Raw genomic sequence first — 17,665 nt, forward strand, 5'->3', positions numbered from 1 at the left:
CCTGCATCCGCGAACGCCCGGCCGACGCCGGGCGTTCGCGTCTTCGGCCCCGCACAGGAACCGGCGCATGCCCGACACTGCCGACATCCACCTGTTTTCCTACGGCACGCTGCAACTGGAAAGCGTGCAGCTGGCCTCGTTCGGCCGCCGCCTCGACGGCCAACCCGACACGCTGCAGGGTTACACCTGCACCATGGTCGAGATCACCGATCCGGACGTGCTGGCCACCAGTGGCCAGCGCTTCCATCCGATCGTCCGCCGCAGCGACCATGCCACCGATGAGGTCCAGGGCATGGTCTTCCGCATCACCGCGGAAGAACTCGCCGCGGCCGACCGCTACGAGGTCGCCGACTACCAGCGCGTGCAGGTGCGGCTGGCATCCGGCCTGGACGCCTGGGTCTATGTGAAGGCATGAACCCGCAGGACATCGGAGCCGGCGTCAGAGCGACGTCAGTTGCGAAAAGCCTCCGCGGCGGTCCATCGCGACTGACGTCGCTCCCGCAACCGGGAATGCCCTCAACGGAACAAGGACAGCGAGGTCATCGCGCGCAGCCTACGCGCGCTCAGTCGTTCCAGCGCACGCCGGTGCCGGACCTTGCCCGCGGCGTCATGCACGTGGTGACGGTGGTCTTCCTGTGCCTGCGGAGGCGCGACGGAAGGGGCGATGTGGCCGTGCAGGAACAACATGCCCTGGCTCATGCCAGCCAGCTGCTGCCACCACTGTTTCCTGGTCTCGGACTGCATGGGTCTTCTCCTGTCCGCCGGACCTCCCGGCTTGAACAGGTACCAAGGTAGGGGCATCATTCGCGTTGAAAAAGCGAAAGCTCCGCAACGCTGGCTTGAGGTGCATTCAACATGAGCCGTCTTCCGCTGGACCAGGTGGATGCCTTCGTCACGGCGGCGCGGCTGCGCAACCTGACCCGTGCGGCGGAAGCCATGCACCTGACCGTCAGCGCGCTGAGCCACCGCATGCGCCTGCTGGAGGAGCGCCTGGGCCACCGGCTGCTGGCGCGCGGCCCGCGCGGAGTGGAACTCACGCCGGAAGGCCAGCGCCTGTTCGACGCCATTGCAGCTCCGCTGGACACCATCGAGCACGCACTGCGACGCGCCACCCTGCGCAACGACCACACGGTGACCCTGAGCCTGATCCCGTCGATGGCCACGGCCTGGCTGGTGCCACGCCTGCCCGCGTTCCTCGCGCAGCATCCTGAGCTGGGGCTCAACCTGCAGTCGAGCACGCACGTGGTGGACTTCGAACGCGAACCGGTGGACCTGGCCCTGCGCCTGGGCGGCGGCCACTGGGCGGGCGTGCAGTCGGAATTCCTCTTCCACGAATGGATCACGCCGGTCGCCAGTCCCGCGCTGATGAAGAAACACGGCAAGGTCGCGCCGGACCAGCTCGGCCTGCTGCCCTTGCTGGGCGACCCAGCCAATCGCTGGAAGGACTGGTTCGGGCATTTCGGCGGGCAACCGCCCGCACGGTACGTGGCCCAGTTCGACGATACCGAGACCCTGCACCAGGCGGCCGCCCAGGGCGTCGGCGTGGCGCTGGCGCGCTGGACGCTGGCCGAACCGCTGGTGAAGGCGGGCCGGCTGGTGACGTTGACGAAGAAACGCCTGCAGGCCGACTTCGCGCACTATCTGGTCTATCCCGAACGCAGCCTTTCGCACCCCGGTTTCCAGAAGGTACGGGCGTGGTTGCTGGAGCAGGCCGGCGTGGCGGCCGGGTGATGGCCCGCCACGATGCCGGCATGGTGCGGGCCGATGCCATCGCCCAGCTGATCCACGATGCCTTCGCGGACTACCATGCGCGTTTTGCCGAGATCACCCGCCGGGCGAAATCGCGCTTCGAGACCCGCGACTGGGCCGGCGCGCGCCAGGATGCGGTCGAACGCATCGCGCTGTACGACCAGTGCATCGCGGAGTGTGCGCTGCGCCTGCAGTCGGTGCTGCTGGAACACGCGCACGACCGCGCATTGTGGTCGCAGGTGCGCGACGGCTACGAGCGACTGCTGGGCGACCTGATCGACCGCGAGCTCTACAAGACCTTCTACAACACGCTCAGCCGCCGCTTCTTCAAGACCCGCGGCGTGGACCCGGCCATCGAGTTCGTCGCGCTGGACATCGAACCCACCGACGCCATCACCCATCCGGTGGCCCGGCACAGCTATGCCATCTCCGAACTCCGCCCCACCGACACGCTGGCGCGGATGCTGGGCGACTACCGCTTCGACATTCCCTACGCACACCGCACCCGCTGCGCGGCGTCCATCGTGGTGCGGCTGCAGGACGACCTGGCGCACTGGGGCGAGCATCCGGTGCGCTCCATCGAACTGCTGGACACGGTGTTCTACCGGGAACGCCGCGCCTACCTGGTGGGCCGGGTGTTCGGTGAGCATCGCTTCTCGCCCTGCGTCATCGCCCTGGTCAACGACAACGGCCAGCTGCGTGCGGAAGCGGTGCTGACGCGGCGCGCCGACGTGGCGCAGCTTTTCAGCTACGCCCGCAGCTACTTCCATGCCGACCTGTCCACGGTGGGCGACGCGGTCGTGTTCCTGCGCACGCTGATGCCGAACAAGCCGATCGACGAGCTCTACACGGTGCTGGGCCGTGCCAAGCAGGGCAAGACCGAGCGCTACCGCACCTTCTTCCGCCACTTCGCCGCGCACGCGGACGAACAACTGGTGCACGCGGAAGGCACGCCCGGCATGGTGATGGCGGTGTTCACGCTGCCCAGCTACCCGCTGGTGTTCAAGGTGATCCGCGACACGTTCGCCTACCCCAAGCAGATGAGCCGGCAGGACGTCGAGGACAAGTACGCGCTGGTGTTCCAGCTCGACCGCGTGGGCCGGTTGCTCGATGCACAGCCGTACCGCTCGCTGCGTTTCCCGCGGGCACGCTTTTCGCCCGCGCTGCTGCAGGAACTGACGACCGGCTGCACGCGGAGCATCACCGAGGAAGGCGACGACATCATCGTGCAGCTCTGCTACGTGCAGCGCCGGCTGCGCCCGCTGAACCTGTACCTGCGGGAACAGAAGCCGGAGGCGGCGCGGGCGGCGGCCATCGACTACGGGCAGGCGATCAAGGACATGGCGCGCAACAACATCTTTCCCGGCGACATGCTGCTGAAGAACTTCGGCATGTCGCGCCACGGGCGCGCGGTGTTCTACGACTACGACGAACTCTGCCTGGTAACCGACTGCCAGTTCCGCGATTACCCCGTGCCCGAATCCCACGAGGACATGCTGTCCGATGGGCCGTGGTTCCATGTGGGGCCCAAGGATGTCTTTCCGGAACGCTTCCCGCAGTTCCTCGGCCTGCCGGAGCCACTGGCGAAGGCCTTGAAGGCGCTACACGGCGACCTGTTCCGCGCGTCGTGGTGGCGCGACCTGCAGCAGCGGCTGGCCGAGGGCGACTACCCGGACACGCCGCCGTATCCGGATGCACTGAAGCTGGCCTAGGCGGAACGCGGCGCGCAACGATCACGCGTTGCCGCCACCCACACGCTACCCTAGGCACGCCATGAACGCGCCCTCGCCAGCATGAGCACCTATCGTCTCGGTTCCATCTTCCAGCCGCGGTCCGTGGCGGTGGTGGGCAGCCAGTCGCGTCCGCGTTCGGTCGGGCGCGCGGTGGTCGGGAATCTGCTGGCGGCGTCGTTCCCCGGGCCCATCGGCCTGGTCAACCGGCACCCGGCGCCGTGGGACGGCGTCACCACCGTTCGCCACCTGCGCGACCTGCCGTGGACGCCGGACCTGGTGGTGATCGCGACGCCGGCGGAATCGGTGCCGCAGCTGGCCGCGGAAGCCGCCGAGAAAGGCGCCGGTGCCGTGGTCGTGCTGACCGCGGCGATGGGACAGGGGCCGGGATCGCCGGCCGAGCGGCTGCACGCCCTGACGCGCGAGAAAGGCCTGCGCGTGCTGGGCCCGAACTGCCTGGGCGTGATCGCGCCGCATGCGCACCTCAACGCCAGCCTGGCCAGCCGCTTCCCGAAAGCGGGCGACCTGGCGCTGATCTCGCAGTCGGGTGCCATCTCCGGCGGGCTGGTGGAATGGAGCATGACCCAGCCGGTCGGCTTTTCCGCCGTGGTGTCGCTGGGCGATGCGCTGGACGTGGATTTCGCCGACCTGCTGGACTACTTCGCCACCGACCACCGCACGCGCGCGATCCTGCTGTACGTGGAAGCGATCCGCGACGCGCGCAAGTTCATGTCGGCGGCACGGGCGGCGGCGCGCACCAAGCCGGTCGTGGTGGTGAAGTCGGGCCACGGTGGCGCGGCATCGGTGACGCCGGCGGGCAGCACGCACACGCAGAACCTTGCCCGCCCCAATGCCGTGTACGGCGCCGCGTTCCGACGTGCCGGGCTGCTGCGCGTGCGGTCGCTGGACGAACTGTTCGCCGCCGCGCGCACGCTGGGGCAGGTGCGCCCGTTCGATGGACGCCGCCTGGCCATCCTCACCAACGGCGGCGGCGTGGGCGCCTTGTCGGTCGACCACCTGCATCTGCTCGGCGGCACGCTGGCCGCGCTGTCGGACGAGACCCGGCAAGCCCTTGATCGCACGCTGCCGGTGGGCTGGTCGCGCACCAACCCGGTCGATCTGCTCACCGACATCGACGCCGGACGTTACGCAGCCACCATCGAAACCCTGTTGGACGACCCCGCGAACGACGCCCTGCTGGCGGTCAATGTGCCCACCGTGCTGTCGTCCTCCGTCGAAGCCGCCGAAGCGGTGGCCGACGTGCTGCGGCGCCGGCCCGCGCATGCGCCGCGCAAGCCGGTGTTCTCGGTCTGGCTGGGCAACGACCCCAGCGCGGAGGCCGTGCTGGATGCGGCGCACGTGCCGCGCTACCCCAACGAATCGGAGGCGGTGGCCGGCTTCATGCACCTGGTCCGGCACCGCGAAGTGCAGGCGGCACTGAGGGAGACGCCGCCCAGCCTGCCCGAGGACTTCAGCGCCGATGTCGTCACCGCACGCGCGCTGGTCGGCGCTGCGCTGGAGGCGGGCCAGACCTGGCTGGACCCGCTGGCCACCACGCAGCTGCTGGCGGCGTACGGCATCCCGATGGCACCGCTGTGGCGTGCCGACGATGCGGAACACGCGGTGCAGCTGGCCGCTCCGCTGCTGGCGGAAGGCGCCACCGTCGCGGTGAAGATCCTGTCGCCCGACATTCCGCACAAGTCGGATGTCGATGGCGTGCGCCTCAACCTGCCGCATGCGAACGCGGTGCGCGAAGCGGCGGCCGGCATCCTGCAGCGCGCGCGCGAACGCCGCCCCGATGCGCGCATCGAAGGCGTGCTGGTGCAACCCACCCTGCAGCGCCCGAAGGCACGCGAGCTGATCGCCGGCATCGCCGACGATCCGGTCTTCGGCCCTGTCATCGCCTTCGGCCGCGGGGGTACCGCGGTGGAAGTCATCAACGACCAGGCCGTGGCGCTGCCGCCGCTGGACCTGCGCCTGGCGCACGAACTGATCGCGCGCACCCGTGTTTCGCGCGTGCTCAAGGCTTATCGCGACGTGCCCGCGGCCGATGAGCGTGCGGTGGCGCTGGTGCTGGTCAAGCTGGCGCAGCTGGCGGCCGACATTCCGGAAATCCTGCAGCTGGACATCAACCCCCTGCTGGCCGACCGCGACGGCGTCATCGCGGTGGATGCGCGCATCGCGGTGGCGCGGGACCGTCGCCTGCACAAGGGCCGCGGCCATCCCCGGTTCGCGATCTTCCCGTATCCGACCGAGTGGGAGCGGACCATCGAGCTGGCGGACGGCCAGCGCGTGCTGGTGCGCCCGGTGCGGCCCGAGGACGATGCGATGTTCCGCGAGTTCTTCACCCACGTCACCGACGAAGACCTGCGCCTGCGTTTCTTCCAGTCCGTGCGCCACTTCAGCCACGAGTTCATCGCCCGCCTTACCCAGCTGGACTACGCGCGCTCCATCGCACTGGTCGCGGTGCATCCCGACAGCCACGACATGCTCGGCGCGGTGCGGCTGCACGCGGATGCCAATTACGAGACCGGCGAGTACGGCATCCTGGTGCGCTCGGACCTGAAAGGGCACGGGATCGGCTGGAAGCTAATGCAGATCATGATCGAGTACGCACGCTGGCAGGGCCTGAAGCGGATCGAAGGCCAGGTGCTGCGCGAGAACCGCACGATGCTGGTGATGTGCGAGAACCTCGGGTTCCGGGTGAAGCCGGACCCCGACGACGCGACCGTGGTGAACGTCAGCCTGCCCGTGCTGCCGACGGCATGACGCGCCATGTCGCCGTCTTCGCAGCAGTGCTTGCATCGCTGGTACTGGTGGGCCTCATCGCTTGGCAGCGCACGAGGCGCGAGCCCGCTCCCGTCGCGCACATTCCTGCAGGGGCGACGCTGCTGCAGATGCCGCACTACCGTGTGCACAGCACCGCCACGCCGGCACAGACGCAGCAGGTCGGGGACGCCGCGGAAAGCCTGCATGCGGCCTACAGGAAGCTGTTCCCCGCCGAGATCAGCGGTTCCACCCCGCCGCTGACGCTGGTGCTGTACGCCAGTCGGGAGGAGTTCCAGCGCAACAACCGCAGCCGGCCGTGGGCCGAGGCGTACTATCTGCAGCCCGCGAGCTACGCGTACTACAGAGACGGAGCCAATACGTACCACTGGATGCTGCACGAGGTCGTGCATCACCTGAATACCGAAGTCGCCGGCTGGCGACTGCCCACCTGGGCCAACGAAGGGGTCGCCAGCTATCTGGGCGCGAGCTGGCTCGAGGACGGCGTGCTGACACCGGGACGCAGCGACCCCAACGCCTACCCGATCTGGTGGCTGTCGCGCATGCAGCTGACAGGGAACCGGCAGGCGGACATCGCCGCCGGTCGGCTCATCCCCCTGCGAGACCTGCTCGAAGGCCGTGGGCCGGACATCAACAGGCACGTCAATCTCTACTATCTGCACTACTGGAGCCTGTCGCACTTCCTGTTCCACTACCAGGATGGCAAGTACGCGGCGGGCTACAAGCAGTTGCTCGCACGTGGCGCTTCAACCCCCGACTTCGAGCGTCTGATCGGCCCGGTCGAGGACGTCGAGGCCGCGTGGTACACGTACCTGGTGGAGGCCATGAAGAGGATGCAACGGTACGACGCGGACAACGGCAGCGAGCGCTGAGCGCGCGTCTATCAGGGCTTCACCCCTCAGAGTTTCACCACCACCTTGCCGAAGTTCTCGCCTTTCAACAGCCCGATCAGTGCCGCCGGAGCGTTTTCCAGGCCGTCTACTTGATCTTCGCGGTACTTGATGCGGCCTTCCTGCAGCCAGCCGCCCATCTCGCGCAGGAACTGCGGATAGAGCTGGATGAAGTCATGCTGGATGAAGCCGCGCACCGTCAGGTGCCGGGTCAGGATGTGGCTGAGCAGCATCGGCAGGCGGTCCGGGCCGGCGGGCAATGCGCGGTCGTTGTAGTGCGCCACCAGTCCGCACACCGGAATGCGGGCGAAGTCGTTGAGCAGCGGCAGCACGGCGTCGAACACGGCGCCACCGACGTTCTCGAAATACACATCGATGCCCTGCGGGCATGCAGCGCGCAGCTGTGCGGCGAAGTCCGGCGCACGATGGTCCAGCACGACGTCGAAGCCCAGTTCGTCCTGCAGGTAGGCGCGCTTGCGCTCGCCACCGGCGATGCCGACCGTGCGCGCACCCTGCAGCCTGGCGATCTGCCCGACCGTGGCGCCGACCGGCCCGCTGGCGGCAGCCACGACGACGGTTTCGCCGGGTTGCGGCTTGCCGATCTCATGCAGGCCCACGTAGGCGGTGAAACCGGGCATGCCGTACACGCCCAGCGCCGTCGTCAACGGCGCGATGCCCGCATCCAGCTTCCGCTTCAGCGCGCGCCCGTCGGCGATGGCATGCGTCTGCCAGCCGCCGTGTGCCAGCACCATGTCCCCCGGCGTGAGGTCGGGGTGGCGGGATTCGATCACCTCCGACACGGTGCCACCGTCCATCACCTCGCCGATCTCGACCGGCTTGGCATAGGAACGGCCCGCATTCATCCGCCCGCGCATGTACGGGTCCAGCGACAGGTAGTGGTTGCGCAGCAGCACCTGGCCTTCGCCGGGCGAGGGCATCGGGACTTGCTCGAGGCGGAAGTTGTCAGCGGTCGGTTCGCCCTGCGGGCGCGCGGCCAGCACGATGCGGGTCAGCGTGGAAGACAGCGGAATGTTCATGCGCGTACCCGGGCGGTGCCGCTGCGACGGCAGTGGCGGATGCGCAGCATAGTCGCTGCCCGGTGAAGCCTTCGCCACGGCCCGGCGCAGCAACGGCTCGTGCTGGCGTGGGGTGGCGGGTGCGCGATGCGGCGTGAACAGGCTGCGTGGTAGGCTCCGGCCACCTTTCTGGAGGCAATCCCATGACCCGTATCTCCCTGTGCCTGGCCGTCGTCACCGCCCTGGCCGCCTCGCAGCCGTTGCTGGCGGAGACCGCCGCCAAGACCGATCGCGCCGTCGCCACCCTGTCGGCCGCCGATACCGCTTCGCTGGATGCCGTCCTGAAAGGCGCGTGGCGCGACCCGAAGAATGCGGCGCGCGACCGCTACCGCCACCCGAAGGAAACGCTGACGTTCTTCGGCGTGACGCCCGACAAGACCGTCATCGAGATCACCCCCGGCGGCGGCTGGTATTCCGAGGTGCTGGCGCCCTACCTGCGCGAGCGCGGCGAATACATCGCGGCCGTGGTGGACCCGATGTCCCGGCCCGAAGGCGGCAGCCGCGACTATTACCAGCGTGGCGTGGATGGCCTGTCGAAGAAGTTCGCCGGCGCCGCCGCGCAGTACGACAAGGCCACGGTGGTGAAGTACGACCCGACCGCGCCGGTGTTCGGTGCGGCCAATTCGGCCGACGTGGTGCTGACCTTCCGCAACGTGCACAACTGGCGCAAGGACAAGCAGGCCGCGGGCATGTTCAAGGGCTTCTTCAACGTGCTCAAGCCCGGCGGCGTGCTGGGCGTGGTGGAACACCGGGCGGCCACCGACGTGCCAGAGGATGACGGCAGCGGCTACGTGGGCGAAGCACAGGTGATCGCGATGGCGGAAGCCGCCGGCTTCCGCCTGGCCGGCAAGAGCGAGGTCAATGCCAACCCGAAGGACACCAAGGACCACCCCAACGGCGTATGGACGCTGCCGCCGGTGGGTCGCCACGATGCCGCCGAAGCCGCCAAGTACCAGGCCATCGGCGAAAGCGACCGCATGACGCTGCGCTTCGTGAAGCCATGACGCTAGGCGTCGCCGGCGTCCTTCCGTTCTTGCAGGCGCATGCAGATGACCCTTCCCCCGGACGACGCGCCTCCTTCGCCTTCCCGGCGTAACGGGCCGGCACTGCTTGGCATCGCCGCGATCGTGGCGGTGGCTGCCGTCGCCTTCGCCTGGGTGGCCGGGTGGATCGGGCCGACCATGCGCCTGACCGCGCCGCGGCTGGTGGACGACATCGAGAACGGCAAGCCGTATCCCGGCTTCCGTCGCGCACACAGCAAGGGCGTCTGCGTGGCCGGCTACTTCGAGCCGAGCACGCAGGCCGCGGCGCTGTCGCGCGCGCGCGTTTTCCGCCAGCCGCGCACACCGGTGCAGGGTCGCCTTTCGATCGGCGGCGCCGATCCCCATGGCCCCGAAGCACAGGCCCGCGTGCGCAGTCTGGCGCTGTCGCTGCGGACGGACGATGGGCAGGAGTGGCGGATGGCGATGAACAGCTTCCCGTTCTTCGCGGTGGCCACGCCGGCGGGTTTCCACGCGCAGCTGCTGGCATCGCGACCCGACCCGGCCACCGGCAAGCCCGATCCGGCGAAGATGGCCGCCTTCCTTGCACAGTATCCGGAGGCGGCACGGTTCCAGGCGTGGGCGAAGTCCGCGCCCTGGTCGAGCAGCTGGGCGAATACCGAATACAACGGCGTGAACAGCTTCCGCTTCATCGATGCGCAAGGCCGGTCGCGGTTCGTGCGCTGGTCGATGCAACCGCAGGCGCCGTTCCAGCCAGTGGCGGAAACGACGCGCCAGCAGGCCGAGGCGGACTACCTGCAACGCGAACTGCAGGCCAGGCTGGCGCAGGGGCCGCTGCGTTGGGACCTGGTGGTGACCGAAGCCGCGCCCGGGGATCCGGTCGACGATCCGTCGCAGCGCTGGCCGGCATCGCGGCCCCGGCACGTGGCCGGGACGCTGGTGCTGGATCGCAGCCAGGCGCAGGCCTCCGGCGCCTGCCGGGACGTGAACTACGATCCCACGGTGGTGCCGGACGGCATCGCGCTGTCCAACGATCCCATCCTGGCGGCGCGGGCCGCCGCGTACGCGGTGTCGTTCAACCGCCGCGAACGCGAGACCGCGCGTGCAGCCACGCCGCCGGCCAGCGACGACCGTGAGGCCACGCCATGAACGGCGATGGGCACTTCGACGGATTCGCGCGCCTGCTGCACTGGAGCATGGCCGTGCTGATCCTGGCGATGCTGTTCATCGGCGTGGGCATGGTGGCCTCGCTGTCGTTGCGGCCGGTGTTGCTGGATATCCACCGCCCCCTCGGCATCGCCCTGCTGCTGCTGGCGCTGGTCAGGCTGTTCCACCGCTGGCGGCATCCGCCGCCGCCCTTGCCGCCCGACCTGCCGCGTCTACAGGCGGTGGCAGCGAAGGCATCGCACGTGGTGCTGTATGCGCTGATGCTGGTGATGCCATTGCTGGGCTGGTCGATGCTGTCGGCCGCCGGCTATCCCGTGCGCATCACCGCGTCGCTCCATCTGCCGGCCATCGTGCCGCACGATCCCGCGCTGTACGCCTGGCTGCGCGGGGCGCACGGCACACTGGGTTACGCCTTGTTCGCGCTGGTGCTGGTGCACCTGGCAGCGGCCCTGCACCACGCCTGGATACGGCGCGACGGCGTGTTCGATGCCATGGCGCGCAGCGGGCGACCGCATCGCGACGCGAATGACACGGGCGCCGGCGCGGTGCTGCCGACAGTGCCACCGCAGGACTGATCCCCGCCGGCGTCCGGCATGCCGCCACCGCGCTGGACGCCCTGTGGCGATCCGTGTGCAATGCAGGGTCCGTCCGCTGTCCAGGATCCGCCGGCGTGCTGATCGCCTTCAACAAGCCCTTCAACGTGTTGTGCCAGTTCACCGATCGCAGCGTGCCGCCACGGCGCACGCTGGCGGAGTTCGGGCTGCCGCCCGACGTTTACGCAGCCGGCAGGCTGGACTACGACAGCGAGGGCCTGCTGCTGCTCACCGATGACGGCACACTGGCGAACCGCCTGACCGACCCGCGCCACAAGCAACCCAAGACGTATTGGGCGCAGGTGGAGGGCGTGCCGGACGAGGCCAGGCTTGCAGAGTTGAGCGGCGGCGTTCTGTTGAACGATGGACCCACGCGACCGGCACAGGTCTCTTTGCTGGACATGCCGCCCAAGCTCTGGCCGCGTGATCCGCCTGTGCGCTTCCGCAAGACCGTGCCGGATGCATGGATCGAACTGGTCATCACCGAGGGCCGCAACCGCCAGGTGCGGCGGATGACGGCGGCGGTGGGGTTGCCGACACTGCGGCTGGTGCGCGTCGCGATGGGCGCCGTGCGACTGGACGGGCTGGCGCCCGGCCAGTGGCGCGCCTGTTGACGCGGCTGCGTCTCGTGGGAGCGACGCGGGTTGCGACTGCAGAGGAGAGAGATGCAGTGCGGTCGAGACCCACGTCGCTCCCACAACAACGCCGGGGCGGTGTTGCCCCGGCAAAGCGATCAGCTTTCGGCGGAAGAACTGCTCGTCGTCGTGCTGCGCGGCTTGCGCGGCGCGGCGCGCTTGCTGGCGGTGGTCTTGGTGCCGCTGCCATTGACCTTGCGCGCTTCGATGCGGCGGGACTTGCCTTCGATCGGTGCGCCCGCTTCATCGCGCTTGCGCTTGCGGTAGGCGGCGAAGGCCAGCAGGCCGACGCCCGCCGCGGTGGCAATGGCCACCGCCGGATTGCGACGCACGAACGCCAGCGCCACCTTGCCACCGGTCTTCGCTATGCCCAGCGCGGCACCTGTCTGCAGCAGCTTGTCGGCGCTCGGCACCGCGTGCTTGAGGCTGCTGCCGGCCTGGCTGGCCAGCTCCATCGCGCGGTCGGTGATGATGGTCAACTTGCTCATGTTCATTACCCCAGGGGTTGTCTACGGGGTCAGTGTCACCGCGCTGATGTTCACGCGATGTCATTCCGTGCGCCAGTTGCCGACCGCAAGCTGAACGGCGATCATGGCGCATGATCCACGTGCTGCCGAACATCCTCAACGCGGGCGAGCTGGCCATGGTGCGGGAGCTCATCCCGCAGGTGCGGTTTGCCGATGGCCGCATCACCAACCAGGCCTCGGCGGTGAAGCGCAACCTGCAGGCACCGCTCGAAGACCCTGCCAATGCCCGCATCGCCGAGATCGCCCGCAATGCGCTGGTGCGCCATGCCGATGTGCGCCTGTTCGGGCAGCCGCGGCAGATGGCGCGCACCACCGTGGTCCGCTACGAGCCGGGCATGACCTACGGCTGGCACGTGGACGAGGCATTGTTCCCTTCCACGCCGCCGATGCGCAGCGACCTGTCGTGCACGGTCTTCCTCAATTCACCGACGGAATACCAGGGCGGCGAGCTGACCATCCAGCTCGGTTCGCAGGAACTGAGCTACAAGCTGCAGGCCGGCGACGCGCTGCTGTATCCGTCGACGACCGTGCACCAGGTGGCGCCGGTGACGCAGGGCATCCGCATCGCGGCCATCACCTGGCTGCAGAGCTGGGTGGCGGACGTGTCGCGCCGCGAGCTGCTGGCGCAGATCGAGGAAGCACGCTCGTTGGCCGATCCCGGCAACGCGCGCCAACTGGTGCTGCTGGAATCGCTGCGCACCAACCTGTTCCGCATGTGGGCCGATACCTGATCTGCGCTGCACGCCTCACGCCAGCGACGGATGCCGCTGCTGCAACGTGCTGACGAAAGCTTCCGCGTCCATGATGGCTTGCTCGTGCAGGCCGAACGAACGCGCCAGGTCATGGCGACGGTCCTCCACGCTGTAGCCATGCTGCTGCGCCTTGGAATAACGTCCCCACGCGGATGAGGCCTTCGCTGCAGCGACCCAGGCTGTATCCCAGCCGAGGTGTGCGGCCACCGCCGCCAGCGTCGATTCCGGAGACTCCAGCAGGCGTTCGAAGTCCACGTGCAGCACCCGGTCGCCTTCCGCACTTGTCTGCAATGCCTTGCGACGCGCGTGCTCGGCCAGCCACACCATCGCGCATTGCTGCGGCAGCGTCAGGCGGTGCAGATGCAGCGACGCATCCTCCCCCACCTGCTCGCGCAGCCATGCCAGGCGCGCGGGCGCCGTCGTTACCGCATCGCGCACGGAGTCCGGCGATTTCAGCAGCGTGGCCAGATAGGGACGCAGCGGCATGTCCATGAAGATCGCGCGGGCTGCAGGAAACGCCGCCAGCAATGGCCGCACCAGCCCGTTGCAGCTGCTGGTCGCCTTGATGACGCTGCGCCGGTCCGGCGCCAACGGTCGCGCCAGCCTGCCCACGGTATCGTGCAGCAGCGTCTGCCACGCTTCCCGTGAAAATCGCCCTTGCGGCAGGCCTGCATCGACCTGGTGTTCCGCCAGCGTGCGCAACGTCAGCGGTTCACGCAGCACCTGTGTCTGCGGGTGTTCGGCCAGCAGCTGGCTGAGCAGGGTGGAGCCGCAATGGCCGATGTGGAACAGGAAGTGGCATTCGGCCGGCGTCTCGGTCCAGGGCGGCAAAGTCTCCAGCGCCACCCAGCCGCCCTGCGAGTTCCCGGCCAGCACGCGTTCGTCCAGGAAGGCCGCCTTCGCGCGTTGCGTGCGGTCCAGCTGCACGAACAACATGCGCCTGCCCACGGCATCCAGCCGGAACGGCATGAAGGCAGGATCGTGCAGCATCGGGACGGGAGCAGTCATGGCAACACGCGATGTCGGAAGCGCACGAGTCTAAGCGTTCCAGGTGCCGCGCGGCTTGGCGCGATGCGTGGCTTGGGCACTCCAGGGATCGTCGGGCCGCGCCGAGTGGAACCGGCTACCCACGCACTGCATGAGCCGCCGCCGCGGCAGGCGGTATCGAGCCGCTAGGTACCGCGCGGCTTGGCGCGATGCGTTGCCTGTGCACTCCAGGGATCGTCAGGCCGCGCCGAGTGGAACCGGCCACCCACGCACTGCATGAGCCGCCGCCGCGGCAGGCGGTATCGAGCCGCTAGGTACCGCGCGGCTTGGCGCGATGCGTTGCCTGGGCGCTCCAGGGATCATCCGGCCACGGATGCTTCGGATACCGCCCCTTCATTTCCTTCTTCACTTCGGCGTAGGTGGAATTCCAGAAGTTGCGCAGGTCCGAGGTCACCTGCAGCGGCTTGCCACCCGGCGACAGCAGGTGCAGCAGCACCGGCACGCGCCCGTCGGCCACGCGCGGCGTGTCCGCCATGCCGAACAGTTCCTGCAGCTTCACCGCCAGCACTGGCGGCTGGCCGTGCGCGTATTCGATGCGGCGCTCCATGCCCGATGGCACCACGATGCGCACCGGCGCGAGCTGGTCGATGCGCTGGCGCAGTCCCCAGTCCAGGCCGGACTTCAATGCACTGGACAGATCTTCCTCATCCAGCGCATCGAGCCGCGTCTTGCCGGCGAAGGCGGGTTTCAGCCAGTCGTCCAGCGTGTCCATCAGCGCATCGTCGGACAGGTCCGGCAGTTCCAGGTCCGGCATCCAGTCGCGCAGGCAGCGCACGCGCTCGCGCCATTGCTGCAGCGACTCGGGCCAGGGCAGCGCCTCGAGTCCCAGTTCGCGCACCGCGTCGGTCAACGCCGCGGCGGCGAGCGCCGGATCGACGCGGCCGGCGGGGCGCGCATCGATGATGATCTGGTCGAAGCGCGACTCGCGCTGTGCCACCAGCGCGCGACGCAACGCATCCCAGCGCACGGTGTCTTCGGTGACGAAGCGGTCGGCGAATTCGGCGCGCAGCCGCTTCTCGTCGACGGGCGCGCCGCGCTGGATCAGCGCATCGCGCGCTTCGTGCCGGAGTTCGCTGACCACGATCCAGGGTTCGCCGAACAGCGCGCTGTCGTCGAACAGACGCGCGGTGCGGCCATTCGCCAACTGGTAGCGCCGTGCATCCTGTGGATGCTGGGTGCCGATACGGTCAGGGAACGCATGCATCAGCACGTCGCCCAGCTGGTGCGCTTCGATGGTGGAAGGGGCGGTGGCGGTTTCGCGGAGGCGCCCCCGCCACTGCTTGGCGGCCGCGTCGATGGCAGCCAGGCCGGCGCGATTGGCGTCGTGCGGCGCGCGCCCGGCACGGAACGCGGCCAGCGCACGCCAGCGCGCGGCCAGGGCGTCGCCGCCCATGCGCAGGGGATCGCGCGCCTCCACCAGGGCGGCCAGGTCGCAGGCCACCGCGCGGTCAGCGCTTCCTGTGGCCGACAGCAGCATGGCTGCCAGCCGCGGATGCGTGCCCAGCGCCAGCATGCGCCTGCCCAGCGGGGTGATGGCATGGGACGCGGTCAGGGCACCCAGGCGACGCAGGAGATCACGCGCCGCGCCCAGCGCACCGGGCGGCGGCGGATCGACGAAGCGCAGCGCGTCGCTCCCCCACGCTGCCAATTCCAGCGCCAGCGATGCCAGTTCCACCATCGCTATCTCGGGACGACGCTGCGGATCGAGCCGTTGCGACTGCGGCCACAGCCGGTACGCCCATCCCTCCGCCACGCGGCCGGCGCGGCCGGCGCGCTGGTCGGCGGACGCTTGCGAGATGTTCGCCACTTCCAGTCGCGAGAAGCCGCTGTTCGGATCGTACGAGGGCTCGCGCGCCAGTCCGCTGTCGACCACCACGCGCACGCCGGGCAGGGTCACCGAGGATTCGGCCACGTTGGTGGCCAGCACCACGCGCCGCCGGCCCTGCGGATCGGCCTGCAGTGCTTCGGATTGCTTCTCGACCGGAAGCTCGCCGTGCAGCGCGAGCACGACGATGTCGTGCGCCAGCACCTCGGCCAGCATCGCCTGCACGCGTGCGATCTCGCGCTGGCCCGGCAGGAACACCAGCACGTCACCGGGATGCGATTGCACGGCGTGCTCCACGGCGCGGCGGACCTGCACTTCCAGCGATTCCTCGCGCCGTGCCGGGAAGTGCGCGACCTGCACGGCAAACCCTCGGCCTTCGCTGCTCAACCGGGGAGCGTCGAGGAAACGCGCCAGCTTCTCGCCGTCCAGCGTGGCCGACATCACCACCAGCCGCAGGTCCTCGCGCAGCTGCGCCTGCACGTCCAGCGCCAGCGCCAGCCCCAGGTCGCCGGCAAGGTGGCGCTCGTGGAATTCGTCGAACAGGATCGCACCGACGCCCTCCAGCATCGGATCGTCCTGGATCATCCGGGTCAGGATGCCTTCGGTGACCACTTCCACCCGGGTGCGTGCGGACACCGCGTTCTCGAAGCGGATGCGGTAGCCGACGGTCTCGCCCACCGGTTCGCCCCGCTGCCTGGCCATGAAGCCAGCGGCCGCACGCGCGGCCACGCGGCGCGGCTCCAGCATCACGATCTTCTTGCCCGCCAGCCACGGCTGTTCCAGCAGCGCCAGCGGCACCTGCGTGGTCTTGCCGGCGCCGGGCGGCGCTTCCAGCACCAGCCGCGGATGGTCCGACAGGCGGCGGACGATGTCCGGCAGCAGCGGGGTGATGGGGAAGGTGGGCGATGGCATGCGGCGCAAAGGATACGGCTTCCTGCCGCAACTCACGCAGGCATTTGTGGGAGCGACATCAGTCGCGATGGACTGCCGCGGAGGCCTCATCGCGACTGACGTCGCTCCCACAGACCTCAACTCACCGCCTCCAACGACTAAAATGTCCACCATGGATCTCATCGACATCGGCGCCAACCTCACCCACGAGAGCTTCGACCACGACCGCAACGCGGTGCTGCAGCGGGCGCGTGAAGCCGGCGTGGTCCAGCAGGTCATCACCGGCGCCAGCCGCGAGCATTCGCCGATGGCCCTGCGCCTGGCGCAGGCGCACCCGGGCGAGCTGTTCGCCACCGCCGGCGTGCACCCGCACCACGCCACCGAGTACACCGACGAGTGCGATGCGGAGATGCGCGCGCTGCATGCGCACCCGGAAGTGGTGGCGGTCGGCGAATGCGGGCTGGATTACTTCCGCGACTTCTCGCCGCGTCCCGCGCAGCGCAGGGCCTTCGAGCGGCAGTTGCAGATCGCGGCCGACATGGAGGTCGATGGCGTGGGCAAGCCGCTCTTCCTGCACCAGCGCGACGCCCACGACGACTTCATGGCGATGATGAAGAACTTCGACGGCAGGCTGGGGCCGGCCGTGGTGCACTGCTTCACCGGGACGAAGAAGGAACTCTTCGACTACCTGGACCAGGACTGGCACATCGGCATCACCGGCTGGCTGTGTGACGAACGCCGCGGCCTGCACCTGCGCGAGCTGGTGCCGTCGATCCCCGCCAACCGCCTGATGATCGAAACCGACTCCCCCTACCTGCTGCCACGCACCGTGAAGCCGCAGCCCTCGCATCGGCGCAACGAGCCGATGTACCTGGCCCACATCGTGGCCGAGCTGGCGCGTGACCGTGGCGAAGACGTCGACGCAACGGGCGCCGCCACCACCGCGACGGCGCGCGCGTTCTTCCGGTTGCCTGCCCTGGCGTGAGGCGCCACGA

Annotated in this window: 16 protein-coding genes; 11 read left to right on the forward strand and 5 right to left on the reverse strand. The window is 69.1% G+C overall.

Annotated elements, in window-relative coordinates; all coding sequences use genetic code 11:
• The first annotated feature begins 67 nt into the window (after positions 1 to 67).
• Complete coding sequence (locus OVA13_RS13510; protein WP_267790985.1) at positions 68 to 415, forward strand: gamma-glutamylcyclotransferase family protein; 348 nt, start codon at positions 68 to 70, stop codon at positions 413 to 415.
• A gap of 101 nt (positions 416 to 516) precedes the next feature.
• Here OVA13_RS13510 and OVA13_RS13515 read toward each other — a convergent pair whose 3' ends face one another.
• Positions 517 to 744, reverse strand: coding sequence for a hypothetical protein (locus OVA13_RS13515; RefSeq protein ID WP_267790986.1), 228 nt, complete (start codon positions 742 to 744; stop codon positions 517 to 519).
• 111 nt (positions 745 to 855) lie between these two features.
• Here OVA13_RS13515 and OVA13_RS13520 point away from each other — a divergent pair, with 111 nt between their 5' ends.
• The 4 genes from OVA13_RS13520 to OVA13_RS13535 all read left to right on the forward strand — a co-directional run bounded on the left by OVA13_RS13520 (position 856) and on the right by OVA13_RS13535 (position 7,138).
• Positions 856 to 1,731 (forward strand): LysR substrate-binding domain-containing protein, encoded by an 876-nt coding sequence (locus OVA13_RS13520; protein WP_267790987.1) that lies wholly within the window; start codon positions 856 to 858, stop codon positions 1,729 to 1,731.
• Positions 1,731 to 3,461 carry a bifunctional isocitrate dehydrogenase kinase/phosphatase gene (gene aceK / locus OVA13_RS13525; RefSeq protein WP_267790988.1) on the forward strand — a complete coding sequence of 577 codons (1,731 nt, stop codon included), beginning with the start codon at positions 1,731 to 1,733 and terminating at the stop codon, positions 3,459 to 3,461. The genes OVA13_RS13520 and aceK overlap by 1 nt, the downstream gene beginning before the upstream one ends.
• A gap of 81 nt (positions 3,462 to 3,542) precedes the next feature.
• Complete coding sequence (locus OVA13_RS13530) at positions 3,543 to 6,248, forward strand: bifunctional acetate--CoA ligase family protein/GNAT family N-acetyltransferase (RefSeq protein ID WP_267790989.1); 2,706 nt, start codon at positions 3,543 to 3,545, stop codon at positions 6,246 to 6,248.
• Complete coding sequence (locus tag OVA13_RS13535; protein WP_267790990.1) at positions 6,245 to 7,138, forward strand: hypothetical protein; 894 nt, start codon at positions 6,245 to 6,247, stop codon at positions 7,136 to 7,138. Before OVA13_RS13530 ends, OVA13_RS13535 begins: the two co-directional genes overlap by 4 nt.
• Positions 7,139 to 7,164: 26 nt before the next feature.
• On the opposite strand, the gene OVA13_RS13540 is transcribed toward OVA13_RS13535, so the two are convergent.
• Positions 7,165 to 8,187 (reverse strand): NADPH-dependent curcumin/dihydrocurcumin reductase, encoded by a 1,023-nt coding sequence (locus OVA13_RS13540; RefSeq protein WP_324288290.1) that lies wholly within the window; start codon positions 8,185 to 8,187, stop codon positions 7,165 to 7,167.
• 188 nt (positions 8,188 to 8,375) lie between these two features.
• Here OVA13_RS13540 and OVA13_RS13545 point away from each other — a divergent pair, with 188 nt between their 5' ends.
• The 4 genes from OVA13_RS13545 to OVA13_RS13560 all read left to right on the forward strand — a co-directional run bounded on the left by OVA13_RS13545 (position 8,376) and on the right by OVA13_RS13560 (position 11,607).
• Complete coding sequence (locus OVA13_RS13545) at positions 8,376 to 9,236, forward strand: class I SAM-dependent methyltransferase (RefSeq protein WP_267790992.1); 861 nt, start codon at positions 8,376 to 8,378, stop codon at positions 9,234 to 9,236.
• A 45-nt stretch (positions 9,237 to 9,281) separates the two neighbouring features.
• A complete protein-coding gene (locus tag OVA13_RS13550) occupies positions 9,282 to 10,382 on the forward strand; it encodes a catalase family peroxidase (protein ID WP_267790993.1) in 1,101 nt (366 codons plus the stop codon).
• Complete coding sequence (locus tag OVA13_RS13555) at positions 10,379 to 10,975, forward strand: cytochrome b (RefSeq protein WP_267790994.1); 597 nt, start codon at positions 10,379 to 10,381, stop codon at positions 10,973 to 10,975. The genes OVA13_RS13550 and OVA13_RS13555 overlap by 4 nt, the downstream gene beginning before the upstream one ends.
• Positions 10,976 to 11,070: 95 nt before the next feature.
• Complete coding sequence (locus OVA13_RS13560; RefSeq protein ID WP_267790995.1) at positions 11,071 to 11,607, forward strand: pseudouridine synthase; 537 nt, start codon at positions 11,071 to 11,073, stop codon at positions 11,605 to 11,607.
• A 119-nt stretch (positions 11,608 to 11,726) separates the two neighbouring features.
• On the opposite strand, the gene OVA13_RS13565 is transcribed toward OVA13_RS13560, so the two are convergent.
• Complete coding sequence (locus OVA13_RS13565; protein ID WP_267790996.1) at positions 11,727 to 12,116, reverse strand: hypothetical protein; 390 nt, start codon at positions 12,114 to 12,116, stop codon at positions 11,727 to 11,729.
• A 110-nt stretch (positions 12,117 to 12,226) separates the two neighbouring features.
• Between OVA13_RS13565 and OVA13_RS13570 the strand changes: the two genes are divergently transcribed.
• Positions 12,227 to 12,886, forward strand: coding sequence for a Fe2+-dependent dioxygenase (locus OVA13_RS13570; protein ID WP_267790997.1), 660 nt, complete (start codon positions 12,227 to 12,229; stop codon positions 12,884 to 12,886).
• A 15-nt stretch (positions 12,887 to 12,901) separates the two neighbouring features.
• Here the strand turns inward: OVA13_RS13570 and OVA13_RS13575 are convergent, their stop codons facing one another.
• On the reverse strand, positions 12,902 to 13,915 hold the full coding sequence (locus OVA13_RS13575) for a sulfotransferase family protein (protein WP_267790998.1): 1,014 nt from the start codon (positions 13,913 to 13,915) through the stop codon (positions 12,902 to 12,904).
• Between the two features lie 289 nt (positions 13,916 to 14,204).
• Complete coding sequence (hrpB, locus tag OVA13_RS13580) at positions 14,205 to 16,691, reverse strand: ATP-dependent helicase HrpB (RefSeq protein WP_267790999.1); 2,487 nt, start codon at positions 16,689 to 16,691, stop codon at positions 14,205 to 14,207.
• A 151-nt stretch (positions 16,692 to 16,842) separates the two neighbouring features.
• Between hrpB and OVA13_RS13585 the strand changes: the two genes are divergently transcribed.
• Positions 16,843 to 17,655, forward strand: a complete 813-nt coding sequence (locus tag OVA13_RS13585; RefSeq protein ID WP_267791000.1) for a TatD family hydrolase — start codon at positions 16,843 to 16,845, stop codon at positions 17,653 to 17,655.
• Positions 17,656 to 17,665 lie beyond the last annotated feature (10 nt).

This window comes from Pseudoxanthomonas sp. SL93, from assembly GCF_026625825.1.
In the GTDB taxonomy this organism is placed as follows: domain Bacteria; phylum Pseudomonadota; class Gammaproteobacteria; order Xanthomonadales; family Xanthomonadaceae; genus Pseudoxanthomonas_A.